Below are 23,432 nucleotides of genomic sequence, written 5' to 3'. Positions count from 1 at the left end.
ATGCAGATCGCACTGACCTGGCCTTCGGCAAGGCTGCCGTCGGCGAACCGGGTTCGTACTACGGGCAGGCGGGCCAGCTGGGTCCCGAGCATCACCACATGGGAAGCCGAGCCCGCGCCGGCGCCGCATCCGCTGCGCAACCACGCCTGGGTGCTGGTGTGCCCGTGCCCCCGAGCCTCTCCGGTGCGATGAACCCGATCCACCCGCGCCGCAACAGCCGACATCAGCCGATCCCGCGCGTAGATCAGCTCCTGCGCCTCAGCCAGACACCCAGACGGCAAATCCGGCATCTCCGCCACGGCCAGAGCACTGGCGGCATCAAGCAGCACCGCCACCAAATCACCCGAACCCAACCCGGCAAAGGCCTCAGGCCCGGAATCGGTCGGTGCTGGGGTAAGGCGCGTCACATTCGGGTCGGTGCCGTCGGCCTGTGAGGAGGCCGCGGGTGCTGACTCTGACGGTTCGGCTGCTTCCCACCACAGAGGTGAGGAGTTCAAGGCGGAGGTGCCGTCCGATGAGCAGACTCCGGCTCGTTCCGCCGCTTCCACCCACCATTGCGGGAGGCGCGGCACCTGATCAGCATCCGAACACCCCCCGGTCACACCCACCTCCCGAATCGAAAACGTGTCTGAATACTCTCACAGAGAGTGACCGACTCGCTACAAATATCGAACAGAATATCTATCTAGCGATCGCGCCGAACCCGTCGACGATGAGCGGCTTTCACGTTGCACCAGCCGGCATCCGTCTGCCGGTCATGCCGAACAGAGGGGCATCCGCGCGTAATGCTGGGGTGCACGGCCACCACAGTCCGATATTCGCGCCCACCCGCGGCGGACTCGTCGTGATACCGGCTGACCGGCGCGGCCACCGCCGAGCCCAGATTCTGCCTAGGACGGCTTTACGGTGAAGTCGTGCTCACCGTAGGAGTGGACCTGGCGGCGGAGGCGGTCAGAACCGCCGTGGCCTGGGTGGAATGGTCGGATGGCGCCGCGTCCGTTCGTGACGTGGTCGTGTACGCCGACGACGAGCTGATCGTCGAGGCGATCGCCCAGGCGGACAAGGCCGGCGTCGACTGCCCGCTGGGCTGGCCGGACAGGTTCGTCTCCTTCGTCTCCGCGCACCGCGTCGGCGACGTCGAGGTCCCCGGGGGTCTCGGCCGGGACTGGCGGCGCGACCTGGCGCTGAGGGTGACCGACCTGGCCGTGCACGAGCGTACGGGACTGCGGCCGCTGAGCGTCTCGGCCGACCGCATCGCCCATCCCGCCATGCGGTGCGCGGCTCTTCTGTCGCGCCTGGCCGTACGAACGGGCGGCCGGGTCGCCAGGGACGGCACGGGGCGGGTCGTGGAGGTCTATCCCGCCGCGTCACTGAAGGAGTGGGGCCTGCCGTACCGCGGATACAAGCGGACGGAGAACGCCGTGGCGCGCGGGAAGGTGGTGGACGCGCTCACGGCCGCCGCGCCGTGGCTGGACTTCGGCGAACACGAGGCGGTCTGCCGGAGGTCGGACGACGCCACCGACGCGGTCGTGGCCGCGCTGACCGCGCGTGCCGCCGCGCTGGGGCTGGCCACCCTGCCCGCCCCCGGCCAGGCCGCGAGTGCCGTCACAGAAGGGTGGATCGCGGTTCCCACGTCGCCGCTGCCGATGTTGCCGGGGTGACGCTCACGCGGCGTCTCGCGGGGCGAGTACCGCCAGGGCCGTGTCCAGCGCGGCTTCGAGGTGCTCGATGCTGCCGGTGGCCTGCATCATCACCACGCCGCCCTGGATGGCGGCGAGCGTCGCGGAGGCGACCTTCTCCGGTCGCAGGGACGGCTCGGCCAGGCCGAGCGTCTGGGCGCGCCCGACCCCCGCGGCGATCCGCGCGTGCCACTCGTCGATGAGGCGGGCGACGACGGCGCGGATGCCGGGGTCGGACGGGCCGAGTTGCGCGGTCAGTGCGGTCAGCGGACAGTGGATGCCCTGCTCGCGATACCTGCGGACAACCACGTCTCGCCAAGCCTTCCAGCTGCCCTCCGGGCCGAGCTCGTCGAGGAAGGGCTGCTGGTCGGCCAGCACCTCGGCCGCTTCGTGTACGGCGACGGCGCGCAGCAGCTCGGCGCGGCCGTCCGGGAAGTAATGGAAGAGCTGGCTCTTGCTGGTCGCCGTCGCCGCCCGGATGTCGTCGAGACCGACCTGGTCGGCCCCTTGGGCGCGGATGAGCTGAGCCGCGCCCGCGACGATCCTCTGCCGTGTCGCGGCGCCTTTGGCGGTGAGGGCACGGGTCATGCCTGGAGGATACAAGGCTGGACCTTTCGGTCCAGTCTTGTACGGCATGCTCAGCGGCGGGCCACGGTCTCGATCGCCGGGGCCCGCCGTACGGGCTCGTCGATGCGGCGGATGTTCACGATGCGGGTGTCGACGCCGCAGGCTCCCGTGCGGCGCGCGCCTGCCACCAGTGTGTCCGCCCGTGTGCCCGCCAGTGTGTCGGCGCAGCGCGGTCGTGCGCTGCGGGCCTCGGGAACGGGAGATGCCTCGGCCCGGAAGGTCTCCCGGAGCCCTGTGGCGTCGAGGACGACCGCCAGGGTGCCGTGCACTCCCGTCAGCCGCAGGGAGCCTCCGGCTCTCTCGCTGTCGCCGAGGCCGTCGAGGAGGACCTCCAGGCCGGTCGAGTCGCAGAACCGGAGGTCCGATGCGTCCACCACGAGTCGCGTGTGCCCGTCCGCGACGAGCTGCCTGAGCCTGCCACGCAACACTCCTCCGGTCGCGATGTCGAGTTCGCCCGCGAGGGTGACCACGGTCACGGCCGGATGATCGTTTATGGTGATATCGAGCTGAGCTGTCATATGCGCGCCTTCGGTTGGATCGGGCGTGCTGTCCGAAATGACGCTATCCGTTCGTATGTCTACTCTCGGTAACGTGCGAGGCCGGTTCGGGCCGTGGAAGGCGAAGAGCTCAAGGTGGCGGCCACCACCTGGTCAACTGGGTAAAGGGCGACGCGTCCCGAGTTTGCCCTCGCCGCAGGTCAGCGACCTTGCCACGCCTTCTGTGCACGTGCCCCTTGCGGGCGGATGGGCGTCGAGGGCCATGCCCGCTATAAACCGCTCTCGGCCGATAAGAGAGACTCTAATCCGGTAAATCGTGATCTCGCCTGACAAGGCATCAAGAACAAGGGGACAGGCATGTACAAGCGCATCCTCGCCGCGATCGACAGCTCTGAGCGTTCCGATCGGGTGCTGGAGACTGTCGAGAACCTCGCCCGCCTGACCGGCGCGGCGGTCGACGTGGTCCACGTCGGCCCGTCGCAGATCGTGTACGACACGGTGGTCGACATCGAGGACGAGCAGGAGGCTCAGAAGGTCGTCGACAACGCCCTCGCCCGGCTGAAGGACGCGGGTGTGGCGGTGCAGGGTCGGGTGCTCACCGGTCTGCGCGGCGAGGTCGCCAACCTGGTCGCCGACCAGGCCCGCGAGCTCGGCAGCGACCTGATCGTCCTTGCGCCCGGGCACCACACCCAGCTCGGCGTGCTTTTCGGTGAGAGCGTGAGCGAGAAGGTCGCGCACCAGACGCCCACCTCGGTGCTGCTCGTCGTCTGAGCGCCGTCAGGGCGCGGCAGCCCGCGTCGCCGGTCGTGCGCGGCAGGCCGTCCCTTTCGAGGGGGCCCGCCGTGGCGGCCGGTGGCGTACGGCTCGGCCCGGCTAAATGACGAAATCTCTGGCTATTCGGTTAACTCGCTGCATCGCGTCAAAGGTGGCGTATAACGTCGGCAGTTCGAGTTACCCGTATTTCGCCAGAAAAAGAGGTAATCGGCGTGGGGCTTTCGTGGGCTGAGCCGCCGACGGGCCGAGTCGTACGCATAGCCGGTACGAGCGCGCGAACACTGGCGCTTTCGCTGGAGCCGCTCCCGGCCGGCGCCCCCGCCGTCGTCGCCTATACCCCGCCGCAAATGCCGGAGACGTCCACCGCGGACGTGGTCGCGGCCGTGCTGTCCGAACTGGAGGCCGCCGCGGTCGCCCTTTATCCGGCCTGGCTGCCGGAGGCCGACGGCATCACGCCTGGGGGAGCGGGAGCCGGAGCAGTTCGCGCCATCGCCCTGCAGGCGGCGTCCGCCACGGGCCATTTCGGGCCCTTTCTTGCCGATCTCGCCCAGCGCTCCCTCACCGGTGCGTCGTCCGGCCCGGCCAAATTCTCCCCCGAAGTGCGCGCCGCGGGTCTCGCCCGCGTTCTCGCCGCCGCCTACGGCCGCACGCGCGTGGCCGTACTGGTCGACGTGCCCGAGGGCCTCACGCCGGCCGGTGAGCAGGTGCTCGTGTCGGCCTTCGAATGGCTGGCGCACCACGCCGGGCTCGGCATCTGGTTCGCCGGCGCGCCCCTCGCCGCCGCGGACCGGCTCGAGGCCGTGACGGTCCAGCTCGAGGCCGTGACGGTGCCGCTCCCCGGCGCCGGCCCGGCGCCGCTCCCTGTACGGCAGGCAGAACAGACGCCGGCCGTACGGTTTCCGGCCCCGGCGGGTAGGCCGCACCCGGCGAGCACGATCGAGCGGCGGCTGGAGAAGGCCCTCGCGGCCTGTGAATGGGCGCACGGCCGGGAGTGGAACCACCCTTACCAGTCGCATGCGCTGGCCAACCGGATCCTGCTGGACCTGTGCTGGCTGCCCGAGCGGTGCGTGGTCGAGATCGACGGCCCGGAGCACCGCGACCCGGCGAGATTCGAAGCCGACCGGAGGCGCGACGTGCAACTCCAGCTCGACGGCTTCGCCGTGCTCCGCTTCACGAATGACCAGGTCTCCTCAGACGTCGAGGCCGTTGTCCGCCAGATCGAGCGGTTCGTCACGGGCCGCCGCAATGGAACGTTCGAAGGAACCCCCCATGACTGACCCGAAATTGTCTCTGCCGGAAATATCCGCACTCATCGCTTTGATGGTTGCAGCGACGGAGATTTCCAACAACGACCTTAAAGAGCGATACGGCCTGACCCTGACCGGTGAACCGCGGCGGCGCCTCAACGAGCGGAAACTGGTCGACAGCTGGAAGCAGGGGCGTGAATTCGTTCATGTCCTCACTGACGCGGGCTGGGCGCGGGTGGCCGAGGAGTTTCGCGCGGTCACGGTCACGGCGAGCGGATCCCCGTGGGCGATGGCCCGAGCGTTGATGGGCGGAGTCCAGGGGTTCATGGAGCGCACCGATCGCAGGCTGGCGGACGTCTTCGGACCCGAGGCGGACACGGAGGCGCTCATCAGGGAGGCGTACGCCGAGCTCGTGAGGGAGCCCGGCGGCTGGGTCGGCCTGGCCGAGCTCCGGGTGTTCCTTCGCGATGTCGCGAGAGACAGACTCGACGACGCGCTCAGGCGAATGGCGATCATGCCCGACGTGGACATCGTCCCCGAGTCGAACCAGAAGGCGCTGACCCCGCGGGACCGGAAGGCGGCGCTGGTGATCGGGGATCAGGACAAGCACCTCTTGTCGATTGGAGCCTGATGATGGCCTACGGACACAGCGCCCTCGCGGCGCTCACGTTCAACTGGGCCGACGGCCCCGACGACGTCTGGAGCCCGTCCCTGTTTCACGTCGAGGCGCTGAACCGGCCGACGGCGCAGGCCGTCCTCGACGGGGTGGCGGAGGCGAAGCGCAGTGCGGGCACCAGCCCGATCGGCCTGGTCGTCGAGGGCCAGCGAGGCGTGGGGAAGACGCACCTGCTGGGCTGGATCCGGGAGAAGGTCCAGGAGGACGGCGGCTATTTTTTTCTCGTACAGCTCCTCGATGCCAAGACGTTCTGGGACTGCGTCGCGGGGTCAGTGCTCGACGGCCTGGCGCGCGAACTGGACGGCGAAAGCCAGCTGAAGGCGTTCCTTCGCCGCCTCTCGTCGCAGGTGGGCGTGTCGCGGATGGTTCGCCGCTCGGTGATCGGCGACGCGCAGCTGACGGTGGACGCCCTGGACGCGTTCATCGAGGCGCTGATCGCCTTCGACGGGCATGTGGGCAGGCAGAGCCAGGACATCGCCAGGGCGCTGGTTCTGCGGGCCTCCACCGACCGGCACGCTCAGGACGTCGCCGACGCGCTGCTGACCGCCTTGCCGGAGGAGGAGCCAGGGGAGCGGGCCGCGTGGGGGATGCGCAGGAGCCAACGCACTCCCCAGGAGATAGTCAGGGATGTGTCGCGCCTGCTCGCGCTCACCGGACCGTCGGTCATCGCGGTCGACCAGATCGACGCGCTCATCACGACCGCGTCGACCCAGACCCTCGACCGGACGCGCGACTGGCGAGAGGCGCTGCTCATCGATCAGGTCGCAGGCGGTCTGATGGAGCTCAGGGACGTCACCCGGCGGACGCTCACCGTGTTGTCGTGCATTCCGGCGACGTGGGCGGTCATCAAGAACAACGCCACCGACACGGTTCAGGACCGGTTCCGCCCGGCGGTGCGGCTGAGGGTTGTGCCCGACGCCGAGACCGCCCGGGTGCTGGTGGAACGGCGGCTCGGCGCCCACTATCGCGACGTCGGTTTCCGGCCGCCTCACCCGACGTGGCCCGTCAAGCTCTCCGCCTTCGATAGCGCGGCCGGTCTCACCCCGCGACAGATCCTGATGAAGATCGACGAACACATCCGTACCTGCCGGAACACCGGTGAGATCACGGAGCTGGGGAGCTTCGCCGGCGTAGACGCGCCGGTGCCCATGCCGCCGCCGGTCACAGAAGGCCCCGAACTCGAGGCGCTCGACGCGCGGTTCGCGGAACTGAGAAGAAGCCCCCAGGCGGCCGCCGACGCCGCGGCGGCGCTCGACTCCGCCACCGAGGATGCGACGATGCCGGCGTTGCTGGCGGCCGGGCTCAGCGCGTGGATCGCGGAGCAGGGCGACGCGGGCCGGGCGTTCAACCAGGACGCGCCGCCGAGTGCCAAACCGCCCCTCCACGCGCGCCTGCGGCGAAGCCTCGACGAGGCGACCGAGGACGAGGAGCACTGGAGCTTCCGGGCGATCGCCGCGACGCACGCCAACGCCGCGCTGACCCGGGTGCGCAACGCGTGCGTGGCGGCGGGGCTGAACGCCGACGTCGGCAAACGGCACGTGTTCCTGCTCCGCAACGCGGAGTGGTCGGGCGGCGCGAAGACGCGCGAGACCATCGCGGAGTTCGAGCGAGCGGGCGGCAGGACGCTGCGCGTGGAGGAAGAGGACGTGAAGATCCTCGCCGCCCTGCGTGATCTTCTCAAGGAGAACCCCGCCCACCTGCATGCATGGCTGGCCGACCGGCGGCCGACCGGCGAGGTCAAGTTCCTCGCCGACGCGCTCGGCGAGGTATGGACCGTTCCGTACGGAACGCGGGTCGGCTCAGGGGACAACGGCGACGGCGTGGAACCCGGTGTATCGACCATCGTGGACACGCTGGAATCGGACGGTGCGGACTCGGCCGCTGCGGCGCGGGCCGGCATCGCCGAAGGCGTGCCGTCCGTCGTCGTCGGGCGTTCGGACGGCGGGGCCCCCGTCGGCGTGGGCCTGGAGGCGCTGCGCAAGCACACGGCGATCTTCGCAGGTTCGGGTTCAGGCAAGACCGTGCTGATCCGGCGGCTGATCGAGGAGTGCGCGCTCCAGGGGGTCTCGGCCATCGTGCTCGACCCCAACAACGACCTCGCGCGGCTGGGCGACGCCTGGCCGGAGCCTCCCGCAGGGTGGCAGGACGGCGACGCCGCCAAGGCCGAGCGTTATCTCGCCGGCACCGACGTGGTGGTCTGGACACCCGGCAGGGAGGGCGGACGCCCGCTCGCCTTCCAGCCGCTACCCGACTTCAGCGGGGTGGTCGACGACGCCGACGAGTTCAGGGAGGCCGTCGACGCCGCCGTCGCATCTCTCGTGCCGCGGGCCAAGCTCGGCGGCAGTACGGAGAAGGCCCACCGCGGCCGGGCGGTGCTGACGCAGGCCGTCGACTATTACGGACGGCACGGCACCACTCGGCTGGAGGGCCTGATCGAGTTGCTGTACGACCTGCCGGACGGCGTGAGCACCCTTCCCAACGCAGGCAAGATCGCGGAGGTGGTCGCTCAGAATCTGACGGCGACCATGGTCACCGACCCGCTCTTCGGCGGTGGGGGAGAGGCGGCCGATCCCGGTGTGCTGCTCACCCCGCCGCCGGGCAAACGGGCGCGCATCTCCGTCATCAGCTTCGTCGGCCTGCCGTCCGACGAGCAGCGGCAGAGCTTCGTCAACCTGCTGCAACTGGCTCTGTTCTCCTGGATCAGGAAGAACCCGGCAGGGAACCGGCCGCTGGGCGGTCTCCTTGTGATGGACGAGGCGCAGACGTTCGCGCCGTCCGGCGCCATGACGGCGTGCACCCAGAGCACGCTGGCGCTGGCGTCGCAGGCCCGCAAGTACGGCTTGGGCCTCGTCTTCGCCACGCAGGCACCCAAGGGGCTGCACAACCGGATTCCGGGCAACGCCGCGACCCAGTTCTTCGGCCTGCTGAACAGCCCGGTCCAGATCGAGGCGGCCAAGGAGATGGCCAGGGCCAAGAACAGCACCATCGGCGACGTCGGGCATCTGGGCGCCGGGCAGTTCTACGCGGGCGTCGAAGGCTCGGCGTTCACGAAGATCCAGGCCCCGCTGTGCCTGAGCCACCATCCGAGGAGCCCGCTCACGACGGAGGAGGTCGTCCAGAGGGCGCGGCAGCCGCAGTGAGGCCGATGCACCGGGATCCGCTGCGTACCAAACGTTTGCTTCCACGGGTACGGTTGTCGGAAGAACACCGGTTTGCGAAAGGCGGTAGGCGCAGGTGGAGGTCGAACAGACGGCGTTGCCGGGGATCGGGCTGCGGCACGAGTTCACGACACGGTCCGGACGCAGGATCGGGGTGGTCTCGCATCGCACGGGCCGCCGCGACCTGGTGATATACGACCTCGACGATCCTGATCGGGCCTGCGAGACCGTGAAGCTGAACGACGAGGAGGCCGACGCGCTGGCCGAGTTGCTCGGCGCGCCGCGCATCGTCCAGCGGCTCAACGACCTGCACCGTCAGGTCGAGGGGCTGGTCAGCCTGCAACTGCCGATCCCCACCGGCTCGCCGTACGCGGAGCGGCCCATGGGGGACGCGCGCGTGCGCACCAGGACGGGCGCGTCGATCGTGGCGATCGTGCGCTCGGGGCAGGTCATCGCCAGCCCCGGGCCCGACGTCGTGCTGACCGGCGGTGACGTCGTCGTGGTGGTGGGCAGCCCTGAGAGCACCTCCGCCGTGGCCGACATCCTGTCCAACGGTTAGGCCGCCTGGTGCACGAGACTGCGATTCTGTTTCTCGAGTTCGGTGCGGTGGTCCTCGGGCTCGGCGTGCTCGGAGCGCTGGCGCTGCGCGTCGGCATCTCGCCCATCCCGCTCTACCTGCTCGCCGGTCTGGCGTTCGGCACGGGCGGCATCCTGCCTCTGGCGACCAGCGAGGAATTCATCTCCGTCGGCGCAGAGTTAGGCGTCATCCTCCTGCTGCTCACGCTCGGCCTCGAATACAACGCCGACGAACTCGTCACCAGCCTCAAGGGCAACGCCCGCGCGGGTGTCGTCGACGCGGTGCTCAACGCGGCACCCGGCGCGGTCTTCGCCCTGCTGCTCGGATGGGGACCGGTCGCCGCGATGGCGATGGCGGGCGTCACGTACGCGACCTCGTCGGGTATCACCGCCAAGGTGTTGTCCGACCTGGGCTGGATCGGCAACCGTGAGACGCCGGTGGTTCTGTCGCTGCTCGTCTTCGAAGACCTGACCATGGCGCTCTACCTCCCCGTCCTGACAGCCGTTCTTGCGGGGCTGAGCTTCGTCGGCGGCGCGATCACCGTGGCCATCGCGCTGGGGACGGTGAGCGTCGTGCTCGTGGTCGCCCTGCGCTTCGGCAGGCTCATCGAGGCGTTCGTGGCCAGCCCCAACTCCGAGGTGCTGCTCCTGAAGGTGGTCGGCCTGGCGTTACTGGTCGCCGGCATCGCGCAGCAACTGCAGGTGTCGGCCGCAGTGGGGGCCTTCCTTGTCGGCATCGCCCTTTCGGGCAAGCTGGCCGAAGACGCCCAGGCGTTGCTCGCGCCGTTACGCGACCTGTTCGCCGCGGTGTTCTTCGTCTTCTTCGGCCTCCAGACAGACCCTACGAAGATCGGCCCGGTCGCGGGCGTCGCCGCGCTGCTCGCCCTGGTCAGCATGATCACCAAGCTGCTCACCGGGGCCTACGCCGCCCGGCGGGCCGGCATCGCCCGGGCGGGCCGCGCGCGGGCGGGCATCGCCCTGATCCCCCGCGGCGAGTTCAACATCGTGATCGCCGGCCTCGCGGTCGCCGCCGGCGCCCACCCCGACCTCGGGCCGCTGGCGGCCGCGTACGTGCTCATCCTCGCGGCGTTCGGCCCGCTCGCCGCACGGCTCGTGCAGCCGTTCATCACGGCGATCGCCAAACGCGCCTGACCGCGAGGAGAAGGATGGCGTGTTGCCGGGTAGGGCTCCGGCGTGGCGGACAAACTGGAGCCCTACCGCGGCAAGCGCGACCCCCGGCGCACAAGCGAGCCGATCCCCGAGGCGGCCCCCCAAAAGGGTGACGGGGGTGACACGTTCGTCATCCAGGAGCACCACGCGCGCTCGCTCCATTGGGACCTGCGGCTGGAACGCGACGGCGTGCTGGTCTCCTGGGCGATCCCTAAGGGACTGCCGCCCGACCCCGGCACCAATCACCTGGCCGTGCACACCGAGGACCACCCGATGGAGTATGCCGAGTTCGAGGGGGAGATCCCCCAGGGCGAATACGGCGGCGGCACCATGACGATCTGGGACCACGGCAGGTACGAGACGGAGAAGTGGACCGATCGCGAGGTCAAGGTCGTGTTGCGAGGCGCTCGGGCCGACGGCCGCTACGTGCTCTTCCGGACGCGGGGCGACAACTGGATGATCCACCGGATGGATCCGCCCGCCCCCGGCTGGGAGCCGCCGCCCGCCTCCCTGGCCCCGATGCGTCCCGTCACCCGGAGCCGCGCGCCCAGCGGCAGGTACGCCTGGGAGTTCGCGTGGGGCGGTGTCCGGATCCTGGCCTACGTCCAGGGAGGAAGGGTGCGGGTGCAGTCGGAGGACGGTGACGACGTCACCGCCGAGTACGGCTGGCTCCGGCCGATGGGGGAGACGCTGGGCAGTCGCGCCGTCGTGCTGGACGGCGAGGTCGTCGCGCTCTCCGGCGTCCCCGTCTATGTGTGCTACGACGTCCTCCACGACGACGGGCGCTCGCTCCTCGCCGAGCCGTACGAGCGGCGGCGCTCGACGCTTGAGGAGCTGGCGATCGGGGGGCCGCGGTGGCAGACCGCGCCGAGCTGGCCGGGACGTCTCGACGAGGTACGGCAGGCGGCCCGCGAGCAGGGGCTGCCGGGGGTGGTCGGCAAGCGTCTCGACGCTCCGTACGAACCGGGGCAGGAGTCGGCGGCGTGGATCTTCCTGCCGAGCCGCCCCTGATCAGGCCTGGATGCTCGGGCTGAGGGCGTACCCGAGCTGGGAGCACAGCTCGAGCTGGTCGTAATAGACGCGTTTGACGACGATGAGGCCGTGGTCCACCGTGCAGGCGGAACATCCGCGCATGAGGACGCGGCGGCCGGTGGGCTCGGCCAGCCCGCAGCCCGGGATCAGGAACGGCCCGGAATGGACGGCGCTCATGGTCCACTCGTTGAGAGCCGGGTCGCCGCAGCTCACTCGATGCCACGTGGTCAAGACGAGGTCGGGGAACGCGCCGAACATGTGTTCGTAATGCCACGCGATCTGCTCGTGCCCTTCCATGATGCCCACGGGGGTGACGAGCACGGCCTGCGGATGGAATTGGCGCATCGTCAGGCCGAGGTCATGCGCGTTGAGTGCTCTGTACAGCGAATCTGACATCTTCATGGCCTCGGTCATCGTGCTCGCTCCCATTTGCGCCGAATGCTTCACGCTAGCGAGTGGTATGCAAAGACCGGTTCACGAGCGTGCGCCTGCCCGGACGGGAGACCGTCGACGGGGCCGGGCAAGTGCCGCCGCCACGACCGCGGCCGCGGCGGCCAACCCGGCCCCCACGCCGAAGGCCAGGTGGTAGCCGTCGTTGAGCGCGTCGGCGGCGGGCGTTCCCATGGACAGGCGGTCGTGGGTGCGCCCGGCGGCCAGCGCGGCGAGCACCGCGAGGCCGAGCGCGCCGCCCGCCTGGGCCGAGGTCGCGGTCAGGCCGGAGGTGACCCCCGCGTCGCCGGGCGTCGCCGGGGACATCGCCAGGGTCATCACCGCGGGCATCGCCAGCCCCATTCCGCCGCCGAGCAGGATCATCATGGGCAGCACCGCCATCACGTACGGCCCGGCCGCGGGGGCGCGGGCGGCGAGGCACAGGCCCGCCACGATGAGTACCAGCCCCGCCACCAGCACCGGTCGCGCCCCGGCCCGGGTGACGAGCCGGGCGGAGACGCCGAGCGAGATCACGGCGAGCGTCACCGGCATGGGCAACCCGGCCAGGCTGGTCGCCATCGCGTCGTAGCCCAGCACGAGCCGGAGGTACAGCACGCTGAGGAAGCCGAATCCGGTGACGGAGGCGACCATCAGGACCTGCACCAGATTGGCCCCGGCGACCACCCGTGACCGCAGCACGCGCGGCGGCAGGAGCGGGGCGGCCGCCGTGGCCTGCCGTACGGCGAAGCCCGCGAGCAGTGCGACGGCGACCGCGCCGAGCCCCGCCGTGCGGGCCGAGGCCCAGCCGTGACCGTCCACCGTGACGATCGTGTAGACGCCCAGCATCAGCCCGGACGTGACGAGGAGCGCCCCGGCGACGTCGGCGCCGGCGCGCAAGCCGATCCCGCGGTCGGCCGCGATCAGGCGCAGCGCCAGCAGGGCGGCGGCCACGCCGATCGGGACGTTGACGAAGAAGACCCAGCGCCAGCCCGCGGCCTCGGTGATCATTCCTCCGGCGACGCCTCCGACGGTGCCGCCGGCGGCGGCGATCGCGCCCGTCCAGCTCATCGCCCGCGCGAGGTCCCGCGGGTCGGTGAAGAGCGTCATGGTGATGCCCATGGCGACGGCGGCCGCCATGGCGCCTCCCACGCCCTGAGCGAACCGCGCGGCGACGAGGATCTCCGGGGTGGGGGACAGGCCGCAGAGAAGAGACGCCCCGGTGAACACCGCGACGCCCGCGACGAACATCCGCTTGCGGCCGATGAGGTCGCCGAGGCGGCCCGACAGCAGCAGCAGTCCGGCGAAGGCGATCATGTACGCGTTGACCACCCAGGCCAGGCCCGCCTGGGTGAAGCCGAGGTCGGCCTGGACGGACGGCAGCGCGATGTTCACGATGCCTCCGTCCAGGATGATCATCAATTGCACGGTGCTGAGCACAGAGAAGGACGCCCAGGATCCGCGGGCGATCGGTCGGGGTGAGGTCATGCCGCCGACCCTAAGACGCTCGTGTGAGACGCCCAATGCTCATTGATCTTGATTTCATGCGTGATCGTCCATGCGGGGAGAGGATACGGTGTCGGCATGGACGTCCTCAGCGACGTGATCGCCACCATGCGAACCGGAGAGCCGCGCTCGGCGCTCGCACGCTGGCGGGCCCCGTGGGGCCAGGCGTACCTGCCGGTGCCGGGCGCGGGCTTCCAGGTGATCCTTCAGGGTTCCTGCTGGCTCATCCCTGCGGAGGGGGCGCCTGTCGCGCTCGGTGTGGGAGACGTGGTCTTCCTCGTCAACGGCCGCGGGCACGCGCTCGCCGACACCCCCTCCACTCCGGTGCCGGAGCCCGCCTGCGACCCCCGCGACCACCACCGTCGTTACGCCCCTCCCCCCGAGGACGACGGCCCGCGCGACGGCCCGGGCGCGGTCACCGTGGCCCTCTGCGGCGCCTACCAGCTCGACCCCGTCCGGGCGCATCCGCTGCTCGCCGACCTGCCGGAGATCGTCCACCTGCCCGCCAGGCCGGGTCGCGACCCCGAGATCCGCGCCGCCGTCGAGTTGCTGGGCGGTGAGCTCGCCCGGCCCCGGCTCGGAATGGACGCCCTCGTGCCTGCCCTGCTCGACATGCTGCTTCTGTACATCCTGAGGTCGTGGTTCGCCGAGCAGCCAGAACTGGGGACGGTCACCGGCTGGGCCGCGGCGCTCAACGATCCGGCCGTCAGCGCGGCACTGCACGCCATCCATCGCGAGCCCGCTCGCCCGTGGACGGTCGAGGCGCTCGGGTCGCACGCCGGCCTGTCGCGGGCCGCGTTCGCCCGGCGCTTCGCCGAGATGACCGGACAACCGCCGCTCACCTACCTGACGTGGTGGCGGATGACCGTCGCGGAGCGGCTCCTGCGCGAATCGGACGCGCCGCTCAGCGCCGTGGCCGCGCAGGTCGGCTACGCCTCCGAGTTCGCCTTCGCCAACGCCTTCAAACGCCGGTACGGCACGGCCCCCGGCAGGTTCCGGCGCAGCGAGCGCGCCTGAGCCCGCTCGCTCCACCAAAGCGAGGAATGGGAGTCGCGCCTCCCGTGATATATCGCTTATGCCACCTTTCTATAGGTACGAATGCCGTGTGGCCAGCGTGGATCGATTTATGCGGCAATTATTCTGATGTCAGGAAATTGTGCAGTGGCAAGGCTGGTAAATCGCATGGGTTACGGCCGGTCGCTTCGCCGAATCTTCCCAGAACGGCGCAGATGGCACGAGGTCAGGAAAGGTCAGAGTTAGGTGGTCGGCTTTTGTGTCGGCGGAGCATCTGTTTGCTGTTATCGAATATCCCGCCGGGTGTCCGGGTTTGCGGGACGGGTATCTCCCGATCGCATCGCCCACCGCGGTGACCGAAAACCAATTCTCAGCATGGAGGGAAATCAATTGATTTCTCGTACGAGCCACTCGACTTCAACCCCGCGTGGCGCCGGTCGTCTGGTGACGTGCCTCGTCGCGGCGACGGTGGCATGTGGAACCGTGGGCCTGACGAGTCTGGCCGCCTCCGCCGACACCAAGGCGAAGGGCAAAGCACCGGCGGAGTGGTTCGACTCGGCATTCGTCACCATCGACACCGTGGCGGGCACCAATGTGAACGAACCGGGGCGCGTCTTCAGGGTGTCGGCCAACGGCGGAGTCCCCTGGATCAGGGACCCCAACACCAACACGTGGATCAACCTCAGGGGGATCGAGAGCAGCGGGGGCGGCGCCGTGACCAACATGACGGTGGCCGACAACAGGTTGGCCATCACCGCGGACGACGCGGTGGCTACGGACAACGTCAACGCCTCCCTGCTCATCGCCGCGGAGACCGCGAGTGGGAGCATCTACCAGACCACGTGCACCTGGGGCGCCACCGTGGGCTCACCCCTCCCGGCGACCGCGACCACCGCCTTCTTCCCGGCGGGGCCGTCAGACCTGACACCCCCGTGCGGTCCTGGCTGGACGCTGATCGACTGACCGTGGCACGCATGGCGAAATGACAACCAGGGCGGGCATCTCCGGTATTGGACGGGAGGTGTCCGCCCTGGTTGTCGTTTGCGTGGCCGGTGTCTGTTTCGCGTGAGCCCCCGGCAGCGGCCGGGTGAGGGCCGTGTGGTTGGGTCATCCCTGTGATGGGTCAGGTGATCGGGCTCGCCGCGGCCGGCGTGCTGGCGGGTGTGGTGAGCACGGTGGTCAGCCTGGCGTCGATCGTCTCCTATCCGGCGCTCCTCGCCTTCGGCATCCCGCCGCTGAGCGCCAACGTCACCAACACCGTCTCCCTGCTCTTCACCGGCCTCGGCGCGGCGGCCGGCTCGCGTCCCGAGCTGGCCGGCCAGGGCCGGCTCGTCCTGCGGTTCGGTTTGATCACCGCGGCCGGCGGCGCGGTCGGCGCGGTGCTGCTGCTGGCGACGCCGTCGCAGACGTTCGAGATGATCGCGCCGCTGCTCATCGCGGGCGCGTCGCTGCTGCTGCTCCGCCCGCCCCGGCCGGGCCATGTACGGCTCGGGGGTGAGAACGGCGGGCCCCTGCGGGCGGCGTTGTTCGCGGTCGCCGTCTACCTGGGCTATTTCGGCGCGGCCGGCGGCCTGCTGATGTTCGCCGTGCTCGGATCCGCGCTCGACCGGTCGCCGGTCAGGGTCAACGCGATCAAGAACGTCGTCTCCTCGCTCGCCAACGGCGTGGCCGCGATCGGCTTCGCGTTGTTCGGGCCCGTGCAGTGGGCGGCGGTGGCGCCGCTGGCGGCGGGCTTCCTCGTCGGCGGCTGGATCGGGCCCGCGATCGCGCGCCGGCTTCCCGGGCACTCGCTGCGCATCATCGCCGCGGTCTGCGGGCTGGCCGTGGCGGTCAAACTCGGCCTCGACGCCTACACCGGCTGAATGCCGAGCTCAGGAGCCGTCGCCCGCGGGGGCCTGCGCCACCCGCTCGCGCAGGCGGTCGCGGATCTCCTCGGGTGTGTAGGCGCGGCGCCGCCGCTCCGCGCGCACGACCACCACTCCGGTCGCGGCGACTCCCGCGAACGCCGCGAGACCCAGTACCTTCCACCATCGCATCTGCCTAGGCTACTGCCGTGCCGGATATGCGGATAAGTCTTGATGAAGCGGTCGACCTCACGCGCACCGGAGACGTATGGGTCTTCCGCGGTCGCACCGTACCCGACCGCGCGATCCAGATGACCACGAACAGCCCGGTCAACCACGTGGGCATGGCCGTCGTCGTCGACGACATGCCCGCGCTGATGTGGCATGCCGAGCTCGGCCGCTCGCTTCCCGACATGTGGTCGGGCACCCACCAGCGCGGCGTGCAACTGCACGACCTGCGCGACGCCGTACGGGTGTGGGCCGACAGGTACGGCCAGCGCGCGTGGCTGCGCCAGCTCGAACCGCCGGCGACGCAAGACATGGAGGACGCCGTGCTGCGCACGATCGCGCGGCTGGACGGCACGCCGTTCCCGTCGACCGCGCAGCTCGCCGGCCGGTGGATGCGCGGGCGGCTGCCGAACTTCCTGCGCGGGGACACCGCCTTGGAGACGGCCTACTGCGCCGAGGTGGTCGCGCTCACCTACGAGGCCATGGGGCTGCTCCCCAAGGGACGCCGCCCGAACTGGTACGACCCGGGCAGATTCTGGAGCGGGGACGACCTGGAGCTGCTGAACGGAGCGCAGCTGGGCGGCGAGATCGCGGTGGAAATTCCGCCGGTTCGCTGAGATCCGTGAAAACCGCGTCAAGATTTCACCGGGGCGGTCAACCTGCCGCCCCGGCGACGCGTCAGGACTAGGCATCGTTAGGTACACGCGGATGGCAGGGCCCATGCCTACTCCTGAGTTTCGAGGCGACGGCCTCGACGGTCGCGCCGGTCTCGACGGCGACGGACTTCGGGCGCGACGTGCGCTCGACGCGGTGAGCCGCCAGGGTCCCGAGGCGGTGGAGGAGGAGACCCTCCGGATGAAGTCCGAGCTGCTCCGGCTGTACGGCTGGGAGGGATACCAGCGGGTCATCGCCAAGATGGAGAGCGACCTGGCCCGCCTGCGGGAGCGTCCGGCCCAGTAGGCCTCCCCGCAAGTCTCCGCGTCAGCCTCCCTGGCCATACGGCAATGCCGCGCGGCCGAATCGTCCGGTTCTGCCACTCCTTGTGAAGAAGTGCCGGGAGATCATTGACACCTAAACCTTCTATTCCTACTTTTAAAGTAGGTATTGAAGGGACGTGTAGCCGCCATGCGCAAGAGATCTCTTTCCGGACCTGTCCTTCCCGTCGTGTCCCTGCTCGCGTTGAAGGAGGGGTCTCGATGAGCACGCCGCGCAAGCAGGTCCATCTCGCCGCCCACTTTCCCGGCGTCAACAACACCACCGTCTGGACCGACCCCCGGTCGAAGAGCCAGATCGACTTCTCCTCCTTCCGTCACCTGGCCGAGACGGCCGAACGTGGCAGGTTCGACTTCTTCTTCCTCGCCGAGGGGCTGCGGCTGCGCGAGCTGAAGGGCCGCATCCACGACCTCGACGTCGTGGGCCGCCCGGAGTCGCTCACCGTGCTCGCCGGGCTGGCCGGCGTCACCGAACGGCTCGGCCTGGCGGCGACCGTCAACGCCACCTTCAACGAGCCCTACGAGGTGGCCCGGCGGCTGGCCACGCTCGACCACCTCAGCGAGGGTCGCGCCGCCTGGAACGTCGTGACCACCTCCGACGCCTTCACCGGGGAGAACTTCCGGCGCGGCGGCTTCCTCGACCGGGCCGACCGCTACCGGCGCGCCGCCGAGTTTGTACGGCTCTCGCGCGAACTGTGGGACTCCTGGGAGCCGGACGCGCTGGAGGCGGGGGACGGGCGGTTCGTCCGGCCGGAGGCGATCGGCGAGGTGTCCTTCGAGGGGCGGCACTTCACCGTGTCCGGCGGGTTCACCGTGCCGCGAAGCCCCCAGGGCCGCCCGGTGATCATCCAGGCGGGCGACAGCGACGAGGGCAGGGAGTTCGCCGCGGAGACCGCCGACGTCATCTTCAGCCGCCACGGCACGCTGGAGGACGGGAAGGCCTTCTACACCGACGTCAAGCGGAGGCTGGCCGCCTACGGCCGCAAGCCGCACGAGCTGAAGATCATGCCGGCGGCCACCTTCGCCCTCGGCGACACCGAGGAGGAGGCGGCCGAGGCCGCCGCGGAGATCCGCAGGCAGCAGGTCGGCCCGCAGACCGCCATCGCCTTCCTCGAACAGGTCTGGGGGCGGGACATATCGGCCTACGACCCGGACGGGCCGCTCCCGGACGTGGACCCCGACCTGTCGGACGGCGTCTCCCAGGGCCGCGTGCCGATCGCCGACCGCACCGCGGTCGCCGCGCGGTGGCGTGCTCTCGCGGAGGAGAAGAAGCTCACCATCCGCGAGCTCGTCATCGAGGTGACCGGCCGCCAGTCGTTCATCGGAACCCCGGCGTCGGTCGCCGCGCGCATCGACGAGTTCGTGCAGGGTGACGCCGCCGACGGGTTCATCCTCGTGCCGCACCTGACGCCGGGAGGACTGGACGACTTCGTCGACCGCGTCGTCCCACTGCTTCAGGAGCGCGGCGTGTTCCGCGCCGAATACGCCGGGACGACGTTGCGCGACCACCTGGCCCTCGACTCCCTCTAGCCATGATCTGGGAAGGGCGCCGCATGCCGGATAAATCACTTCATCTTGCTGTCGCGCTGGACGGCGCCGGGTGGCATCCCGCGGCCTGGCGCGATCTGCCCGGGCCTGGAGAGGAGCTGTTCAGGGCTCGTTACTGGGCGGCCCTGGTGGCCGAGGCCGAACGCGGCCTGCTCGACTTCGTGACCTTCGAGGACGGCTTCGGCCTGCAGTCGACACTGCCCGACGGACCCGACGGGAGAGGCGACCAGGTCAGGGGACGGCTCGACGCCGTGTTGCTCGCCTCACGCCTCGCGCCCCTGACCACCCGCATCGGGCTGGTGCCGACCGCGACGACCACGCACACCGAGCCGTTCCACGTGGCCATCGGCATCGCGAGCCTCGACCACGTCAGCGGCGGGCGGGCGGGCTGGCGCCCCCAGGTCTCCCCCTGGAGCACCGACGCCGCACTCCTCGGCCGCAGGACGTTCCCCGAGTTGCGGCCGGACGCCCTGGACGAGCTGCAGGGGCACGTCGAGGACCTGTTCGCCGAGGCCGCCGACGCCGTCGAGGTGGCCCGCCGCCTGTGGGACAGCTGGGATGACGACGCCGAGATCCGCGACGTCGCCACCGGCAGGTTCATCGACCGCGACAAGCTGCACTACATCGACTTCGAGGGCCGGTTCTTCGACGTCAAGGGCCCCTCGATCACCCCGCGCTCCCCTCAGGGGCAGCCCGTGGTCGCCTCCCTGGTCCACGACGTCCTGCCGTACGCCTTCGCCGCGCGCAGCAGCGACGTCGTGTTCGTCACCCCGCACGACGCCGCCGAGGCGGCCGCCATCGTCGGCCGGGTGCGTGAGGCGGAGGCCGGCCGTACGGGAGAGTCTTTGCGGATCTTCGCAGACCTCGTCGTGTTCGTCGATCCCGAGCCCGGGGCCGCCGCCGCGCGCAAGGCCCGGCTCGACGAGCTCGACGGGGCCGAACTCGCCTCCGACGCGCTGGTGTTCGCCGGAACTCCCGCCGAGCTGGCCGGATTGCTCCTGGAATGGAGGGCCGCCGGCATCGAGGGATACCGGCTGCGCCCGGGGGCCCTGCCGTACGACCTGAAGGGTGTCACCCGAGGGTTGGTGCCGCACCTGCAGGAGGCGGGTGCCTTCCGCCTTCGCTACGACGCCGTCACCCTGCGCGGGCGGCTCGGCCTTCCGAGACCCGCCGGCCGCTACGCGGAGGAGGGAGCACGATGAAATTCCTGCTGATCACACTCATCACGCACACCGGCGACAGGGCGTCCACGACCGCCCGTTTCAGGGAGGTCGTCGACAACGCCGTGCTCGCCGAGGAGCTCGGGTTCGACGGCTACGGCGTCGGCGAACGGCACGAGCGCCCGTTCATCTCGTCCTCGCCGCCCGTCGTGCTGAGCCACATCGCGGCCCTGACATCGCGCATCCGGCTGTTCACCGCGGTCACCACGCTCAGCTTGCTCGACCCGGTGCGGGCCTTCGAGGACTACGCCACCCTGGACCACCTGTCCGGGGGACGGCTGGAGCTGATCATCGGCAAGGGCAACGGAGCGGCGCAGGCCCAGTTGTTCCACGTGACCGCCGAGGACCAGTGGGACCGTAACCGCGAGGGTTACGAGCTGTTCCGCCGGCTCTGGCGGGAGGACAAGGTCACCTGGGAGGGCCGGTTCCGGCCGTCCCTGACCGACGCGGAGACCTGGCCGCGCCCGCTGCAGCAGCCGATCCGCGTCTGGCACGGCAGCGCCACGAGCAAGGAGTCGGTCGACCTCGCGGCGCGGTACGGCGATCCGCTGTTCTCCGCCAACGTCACCAACCCCCTCGAGCCGTACGCCGAGCTGATCGACCACTACCGCGAGCGCTGGAGGTTCTACGGCCACGACCCGGCCGAGGCCCTCGTCGGTGCGGGCACCGCCGGCTACTACGCGGCGAAGACGTCGCAGGAGGCGATCGCGACCTACCGGCCGATCTTCGACGCCCGGCTGGCGATGTTCGCCGAACTCGGGCTCCAGCCGGTGTTCCCCACCTTGGAGGACGCCATCGAGCGCAGCTCGATCCTGGTGGGAAGCCCCGCGCAGATCATCGAGAAGGTTCACCGGTACCACGAGCGGTTCGGCCACGAGGTGATGCACCTGCACGCCGACGGCGACGGCCTCACCGACAAGCAGCACCGCGCCACGCTGGAGCTCTTCCAGAGTGAGATCGCGCCCGTGCTGCGCCGCGACATCCCCAGCAGGCCGTTCCCGTCGTCTCCCTTGGAGGGCTGAATGCCGACACCGCTGTCCATCCTCGATCTTTCGCCCATTCCGTCCGGCGGGACCGCGGCCGACGCGCTGCGCAACACGATCGACCTGGCCAGGAAGGCCGAGGAGTTCGGCTTCCACCGCTATTGGCTGGCCGAACACCACCTGACGGCGGGCGTCGCGAGCTCGGCGCCCGCCGTGCTCATCGCCCTGGTCGCCGCGGCCACCAGCCGCATCAGGGTCGGCTCCGGCGCCGTGCAACTGGGGCACCAGACGCCGCTCGCCGTCGTCGAGCAGTTCGGCACCGTCGACGCGCTCCACCCGGGCCGTATCGACCTCGGCCTGGGCCGCTCCGGGCAGCGCAGAGCCGAGGTTCTCAGCGAACAGCAAGCGCGCGAGCCCCAGTCACGTGAACCAAGGCCGCGCAGGACGGTCGGCGGTCTGCTCATCCCTGAGGAGTTCTCCTTCGCCGAGCTGGCCCGCTCGCCGCGTTTCGCGGCCCACGCCGCCCTGCTGCAGCAGCCGGGAGCCACGACGCCCGACTTCGCCGACCAGGTGGACGACATCATCGCGTTCCTCGCCGGGACCCACCGTTCGGGCGACGGCATCGAGGCGCACGTGGTGCCGGGCGAGGGAGCGGCGCTCGAACTGTGGATCCTCGGCAGCAGCGGCGGCCAGAGCGCCCAGGTGGCGGGGGAGCGGGGCCTGCCGTTCGCGGCCAACTACCACGTCAGCCCGGCGAACGTCCTGGAGGCCGTGGAGGCCTACCGCGCGGCGTTCAAGCCGTCGACGGCGCTCGCGGAACCACACGTGCTGGTCTCGGCCGACGTGGTCGTCGCCGAGGACGACGCGACGGCCCGCGAGGTGGCCTCCGGATACGGGCTGTGGGTGCGCAGCATCCGCAGCGGCGTCGGCGCCGTCCCGTTCCCGAGCCCGCAGGAGGCGGCCGCGCACGAGTGGACCGACGCCGACCGGCGGCTGGTCGCCGACCGTCTCGACACCCAGTTCGTCGGCACGCCCCCGGCGGTGGCCGAACGGCTGGCCGTGCTCCGCGACGTGACGGGCGCCGACGAGCTGCTGATCACGACGATCACCCATGACCACGACGTCAGGGTCAGGTCGCACGCACTGCTCGCGGAGGCGTGGAACTCGTGACGCCGGACCGTCGATAGCATCGGCATCCGACCGGCCCGAGCCCGACCGCACCTGGAGCGACGAATGACCTCTTCACCCGCAGGCGAGCTGGTGCTCGGCGGCTACACGCCCGACACCGGCGGTACGGGCCCCGGGCTGACCCGCGTGCGCGTGGACGCGGCCGGGCACATGGAGGCGGTCGCCGAGGCGCCGGTCGCGGGTCCGTCGTTCGTCACGGCGCACCCGCGGCTGCCCCTGCTGTACGCGGTGCTCGAACGCGAGGACGGGGGCGTGGCGGTCTTCGCGGACGAACCCGCTCCGCGCCTGCTCGCCGAGCACTCCAGCGGCGGCTCCGACCCCTGCCACGTCGCCGTCGACCCCGAGGGTGTGTGGCTCGCCGTCGCCAACTACGGCGACGGCACCGTCGCGGTCTTCCGGCTCGCGTCCGACGGCATGCCAGAGCCCGGCCCCCTGCTGTTCCCCAACGAGGGCCGCGGCCCCCACGAGGAACGCCAGGAGGGCCCGCATGCCCACCAGGCCGTCTTCGGGCCCGGCGGCGTGCTGCACGTCTCCGACCTCGGCACGGACGAGATCCGCCGGTTTCTGTCCGACATGACCCCGCACCCCGCCGGTCCCGTACGGCTGGCCCCCGGAACGGGCCCCCGGCACTTCGCCCACCACGGCACCCACTGGTACGTCGCGGGAGAGCTCGACGGCACGGTCAGCGTGTACGACGAGGACTGGAACGAGCTCGGGCGGGTGCCCGCCAGCGGGGTCGCGGGCCACAACCAGCCGTCTCACCTGGAGCTGTCCGCCGACGGCCGCCACCTCTACGTCGCCAACCGCGGCCCCGACACCGTGACCGCCTTCGAGGTGGACGGTGCCCGGCTGCGGCCGGTCGCGGAGGTCTCGGCGGGCGGTTCGTGGCCGCGGCACTTCGCGATCGACGCCGGGCGCCTCTACGTGGCCGACCAGCGGTCGGACGTGATCGCCCTGCTGGCGCTCAAGGACGGAGTGCCCGAGCCGACCGGGCTGACGTTCGCGTCGGGCAGCCCCTCATGCGTGCTGAGGCGCTAGACAGGCCCC

At 70.5% G+C, this 23,432-nt stretch carries 24 protein-coding genes; 18 read left to right on the top strand and 6 right to left on the bottom strand.

The genetic code is table 11. The features are described 5' to 3' along the window. A partial coding sequence (locus Pth03_RS36015) for a hypothetical protein (protein WP_203948960.1) occupies positions 1 to 335 on the bottom strand: 335 nt, incomplete at its 3' end. A 579-nt stretch (positions 336 to 914) separates the two neighbouring features. Between Pth03_RS36015 and Pth03_RS36010 the strand changes: the two genes are divergently transcribed. Beyond that, positions 915 to 1,661 carry a DUF429 domain-containing protein gene (locus Pth03_RS36010; RefSeq protein WP_203948959.1) on the top strand — a complete coding sequence of 249 codons (747 nt, stop codon included), beginning with the start codon at positions 915 to 917 and terminating at the stop codon, positions 1,659 to 1,661. A gap of 3 nt (positions 1,662 to 1,664) precedes the next feature. On the opposite strand, the gene Pth03_RS36005 is transcribed toward Pth03_RS36010, so the two are convergent. Together Pth03_RS36005 and Pth03_RS36000 are read right to left on the bottom strand one after the other, a co-directional pair. After that, on the bottom strand, positions 1,665 to 2,267 hold the full coding sequence (locus Pth03_RS36005) for a TetR/AcrR family transcriptional regulator (RefSeq protein WP_203948958.1): 603 nt from the start codon (positions 2,265 to 2,267) through the stop codon (positions 1,665 to 1,667). 50 nt (positions 2,268 to 2,317) lie between these two features. Further along, positions 2,318 to 2,824: an STAS domain-containing protein gene (locus Pth03_RS36000; protein ID WP_275413272.1), complete on the bottom strand. Its 507-nt coding sequence runs from the start codon at positions 2,822 to 2,824 to the stop codon at positions 2,318 to 2,320. Positions 2,825 to 3,160: 336 nt separating this feature from the next. Between Pth03_RS36000 and Pth03_RS35995 the strand changes: the two genes are divergently transcribed. The 7 genes from Pth03_RS35995 (at position 3,161) to Pth03_RS35965 (ending at position 11,415) form a co-directional block, all read left to right on the top strand. Beyond that, complete coding sequence (locus Pth03_RS35995; RefSeq protein WP_203948956.1) at positions 3,161 to 3,574, top strand: universal stress protein; 414 nt, start codon at positions 3,161 to 3,163, stop codon at positions 3,572 to 3,574. 350 nt (positions 3,575 to 3,924) lie between these two features. Then, a complete protein-coding gene (locus Pth03_RS35990) occupies positions 3,925 to 4,854 on the top strand; it encodes a DUF559 domain-containing protein (protein WP_203948955.1) in 930 nt (309 codons plus the stop codon). Beyond that, entirely contained in the window at positions 4,847 to 5,455 is a 609-nt protein-coding gene (locus tag Pth03_RS35985) for a cytochrome P450 family protein (RefSeq protein ID WP_203948954.1), read from the top strand. Before Pth03_RS35990 ends, Pth03_RS35985 begins: the two co-directional genes overlap by 8 nt. Next, on the top strand, positions 5,455 to 8,640 hold the full coding sequence (locus tag Pth03_RS35980) for a helicase HerA domain-containing protein (protein WP_203948953.1): 3,186 nt from the start codon (positions 5,455 to 5,457) through the stop codon (positions 8,638 to 8,640). Before Pth03_RS35985 ends, Pth03_RS35980 begins: the two co-directional genes overlap by 1 nt. Positions 8,641 to 8,734: 94 nt before the next feature. Next, the gene (locus tag Pth03_RS35975; RefSeq protein ID WP_203948952.1) at positions 8,735 to 9,217 is read left to right on the top strand and encodes a cation:proton antiporter regulatory subunit; all 483 of its coding nucleotides are present in this window, start codon (positions 8,735 to 8,737) and stop codon (positions 9,215 to 9,217) included. An 8-nt stretch (positions 9,218 to 9,225) separates the two neighbouring features. After that, positions 9,226 to 10,386 (top strand): cation:proton antiporter, encoded by a 1,161-nt coding sequence (locus Pth03_RS35970; RefSeq protein ID WP_203948951.1) that lies wholly within the window; start codon positions 9,226 to 9,228, stop codon positions 10,384 to 10,386. 42 nt (positions 10,387 to 10,428) lie between these two features. Further along, positions 10,429 to 11,415, top strand: a complete 987-nt coding sequence (locus Pth03_RS35965; RefSeq protein ID WP_203948950.1) for a DNA polymerase ligase N-terminal domain-containing protein — start codon at positions 10,429 to 10,431, stop codon at positions 11,413 to 11,415. Here the strand turns inward: Pth03_RS35965 and Pth03_RS35960 are convergent, their stop codons facing one another. Beyond that, on the bottom strand, positions 11,416 to 11,838 hold the full coding sequence (locus tag Pth03_RS35960) for a nuclear transport factor 2 family protein (RefSeq protein WP_203948949.1): 423 nt from the start codon (positions 11,836 to 11,838) through the stop codon (positions 11,416 to 11,418). A 72-nt stretch (positions 11,839 to 11,910) separates the two neighbouring features. After that, positions 11,911 to 13,350: an MFS transporter gene (locus Pth03_RS35955; protein ID WP_203948948.1), complete on the bottom strand. Its 1,440-nt coding sequence runs from the start codon at positions 13,348 to 13,350 to the stop codon at positions 11,911 to 11,913. 96 nt (positions 13,351 to 13,446) lie between these two features. On the opposite strand from Pth03_RS35955, the gene Pth03_RS35950 reads away from it, so the two are divergent. The 3 genes from Pth03_RS35950 to Pth03_RS35940 all read left to right on the top strand — a co-directional run bounded on the left by Pth03_RS35950 (position 13,447) and on the right by Pth03_RS35940 (position 16,244). Continuing rightward, positions 13,447 to 14,385, top strand: a complete 939-nt coding sequence (locus Pth03_RS35950; protein WP_203948947.1) for an AraC family transcriptional regulator — start codon at positions 13,447 to 13,449, stop codon at positions 14,383 to 14,385. A gap of 480 nt (positions 14,386 to 14,865) precedes the next feature. Further along, positions 14,866 to 15,345 (top strand): hypothetical protein, encoded by a 480-nt coding sequence (locus Pth03_RS35945; protein ID WP_203948946.1) that lies wholly within the window; start codon positions 14,866 to 14,868, stop codon positions 15,343 to 15,345. A 155-nt stretch (positions 15,346 to 15,500) separates the two neighbouring features. Continuing rightward, a complete protein-coding gene (locus Pth03_RS35940) occupies positions 15,501 to 16,244 on the top strand; it encodes a sulfite exporter TauE/SafE family protein (protein ID WP_239119626.1) in 744 nt (247 codons plus the stop codon). A gap of 9 nt (positions 16,245 to 16,253) precedes the next feature. Here Pth03_RS35940 and Pth03_RS35935 read toward each other — a convergent pair whose 3' ends face one another. Continuing rightward, the gene (locus Pth03_RS35935; RefSeq protein ID WP_203948945.1) at positions 16,254 to 16,418 is read right to left on the bottom strand and encodes a hypothetical protein; all 165 of its coding nucleotides are present in this window, start codon (positions 16,416 to 16,418) and stop codon (positions 16,254 to 16,256) included. Positions 16,419 to 16,444: 26 nt separating this feature from the next. Between Pth03_RS35935 and Pth03_RS35930 the strand changes: the two genes are divergently transcribed. From Pth03_RS35930 to Pth03_RS35900, 7 genes are all read left to right on the top strand, one after another. Next, positions 16,445 to 17,071 (top strand): hypothetical protein, encoded by a 627-nt coding sequence (locus tag Pth03_RS35930; RefSeq protein WP_203948944.1) that lies wholly within the window; start codon positions 16,445 to 16,447, stop codon positions 17,069 to 17,071. Positions 17,072 to 17,174: 103 nt separating this feature from the next. Next, positions 17,175 to 17,414, top strand: coding sequence for a hypothetical protein (locus tag Pth03_RS35925; RefSeq protein WP_203948943.1), 240 nt, complete (start codon positions 17,175 to 17,177; stop codon positions 17,412 to 17,414). A gap of 236 nt (positions 17,415 to 17,650) precedes the next feature. Then, positions 17,651 to 18,976 carry an NtaA/DmoA family FMN-dependent monooxygenase gene (locus Pth03_RS35920; RefSeq protein ID WP_203948942.1) on the top strand — a complete coding sequence of 442 codons (1,326 nt, stop codon included), beginning with the start codon at positions 17,651 to 17,653 and terminating at the stop codon, positions 18,974 to 18,976. A 23-nt stretch (positions 18,977 to 18,999) separates the two neighbouring features. Continuing rightward, the gene (locus tag Pth03_RS35915) at positions 19,000 to 20,196 is read left to right on the top strand and encodes an LLM class flavin-dependent oxidoreductase (protein WP_203948941.1); all 1,197 of its coding nucleotides are present in this window, start codon (positions 19,000 to 19,002) and stop codon (positions 20,194 to 20,196) included. Beyond that, complete coding sequence (locus Pth03_RS35910) at positions 20,193 to 21,236, top strand: LLM class flavin-dependent oxidoreductase (protein WP_203948940.1); 1,044 nt, start codon at positions 20,193 to 20,195, stop codon at positions 21,234 to 21,236. The genes Pth03_RS35915 and Pth03_RS35910 overlap by 4 nt, the downstream gene beginning before the upstream one ends. Beyond that, complete coding sequence (locus Pth03_RS35905) at positions 21,237 to 22,367, top strand: MsnO8 family LLM class oxidoreductase (protein ID WP_203948939.1); 1,131 nt, start codon at positions 21,237 to 21,239, stop codon at positions 22,365 to 22,367. Between the two features lie 63 nt (positions 22,368 to 22,430). Further along, a complete protein-coding gene (locus Pth03_RS35900) occupies positions 22,431 to 23,423 on the top strand; it encodes a lactonase family protein (RefSeq protein ID WP_203948938.1) in 993 nt (330 codons plus the stop codon). Positions 23,424 to 23,432 lie beyond the last annotated feature (9 nt).

The sequence above is a fragment of the Planotetraspora thailandica genome, assembly GCF_016863335.1.
Classification (GTDB): Bacteria; Actinomycetota; Actinomycetes; order Streptosporangiales; family Streptosporangiaceae; genus Planotetraspora; species Planotetraspora thailandica.
This window is presented reverse-complemented; position numbering and strand designations above follow the sequence as displayed.

What these genes read in the sequence shown, in the direction of transcription:
- Pth03_RS36005 (WP_203948958.1), bottom strand. Translation starts at nt 2,267, where the DNA reads ATGACCCGTGCCCTCACCGCCAAAGGCGCCGCGACACGGCAGAGGATC.
- Pth03_RS36000 (WP_275413272.1), bottom strand. Translation starts at nt 2,824, where the DNA reads ATGACAGCTCAGCTCGATATCACCATAAACGATCATCCGGCCGTGACC.
- Pth03_RS35995 (WP_203948956.1), top strand. Translation starts at nt 3,161, where the DNA reads ATGTACAAGCGCATCCTCGCCGCGATCGACAGCTCTGAGCGTTCCGAT.
- Pth03_RS35990 (WP_203948955.1), top strand. Translation starts at nt 3,925, where the DNA reads ATGCCGGAGACGTCCACCGCGGACGTGGTCGCGGCCGTGCTGTCCGAA.
- Pth03_RS35985 (WP_203948954.1), top strand. Translation starts at nt 4,847, where the DNA reads ATGACTGACCCGAAATTGTCTCTGCCGGAAATATCCGCACTCATCGCT.
- Pth03_RS35980 (WP_203948953.1), top strand. Translation starts at nt 5,455, where the DNA reads ATGATGGCCTACGGACACAGCGCCCTCGCGGCGCTCACGTTCAACTGG.
- Pth03_RS35960 (WP_203948949.1), bottom strand. Translation starts at nt 11,838, where the DNA reads ATGAAGATGTCAGATTCGCTGTACAGAGCACTCAACGCGCATGACCTC.
- Pth03_RS35955 (WP_203948948.1), bottom strand. Translation starts at nt 13,350, where the DNA reads ATGACCTCACCCCGACCGATCGCCCGCGGATCCTGGGCGTCCTTCTCT.
- Pth03_RS35950 (WP_203948947.1), top strand. Translation starts at nt 13,447, where the DNA reads ATGGACGTCCTCAGCGACGTGATCGCCACCATGCGAACCGGAGAGCCG.
- Pth03_RS35940 (WP_239119626.1), top strand. Translation starts at nt 15,501, where the DNA reads ATGGGTCAGGTGATCGGGCTCGCCGCGGCCGGCGTGCTGGCGGGTGTG.
- Pth03_RS35935 (WP_203948945.1), bottom strand. Translation starts at nt 16,418, where the DNA reads ATGCGATGGTGGAAGGTACTGGGTCTCGCGGCGTTCGCGGGAGTCGCC.
- Pth03_RS35930 (WP_203948944.1), top strand. Translation starts at nt 16,445, where the DNA reads ATGCGGATAAGTCTTGATGAAGCGGTCGACCTCACGCGCACCGGAGAC.
- Pth03_RS35925 (WP_203948943.1), top strand. Translation starts at nt 17,175, where the DNA reads ATGCCTACTCCTGAGTTTCGAGGCGACGGCCTCGACGGTCGCGCCGGT.
- Pth03_RS35920 (WP_203948942.1), top strand. Translation starts at nt 17,651, where the DNA reads ATGAGCACGCCGCGCAAGCAGGTCCATCTCGCCGCCCACTTTCCCGGC.
- Pth03_RS35915 (WP_203948941.1), top strand. Translation starts at nt 19,000, where the DNA reads ATGCCGGATAAATCACTTCATCTTGCTGTCGCGCTGGACGGCGCCGGG.
- Pth03_RS35910 (WP_203948940.1), top strand. Translation starts at nt 20,193, where the DNA reads ATGAAATTCCTGCTGATCACACTCATCACGCACACCGGCGACAGGGCG.
- Pth03_RS35905 (WP_203948939.1), top strand. Translation starts at nt 21,237, where the DNA reads ATGCCGACACCGCTGTCCATCCTCGATCTTTCGCCCATTCCGTCCGGC.
- Pth03_RS35900 (WP_203948938.1), top strand. Translation starts at nt 22,431, where the DNA reads ATGACCTCTTCACCCGCAGGCGAGCTGGTGCTCGGCGGCTACACGCCC.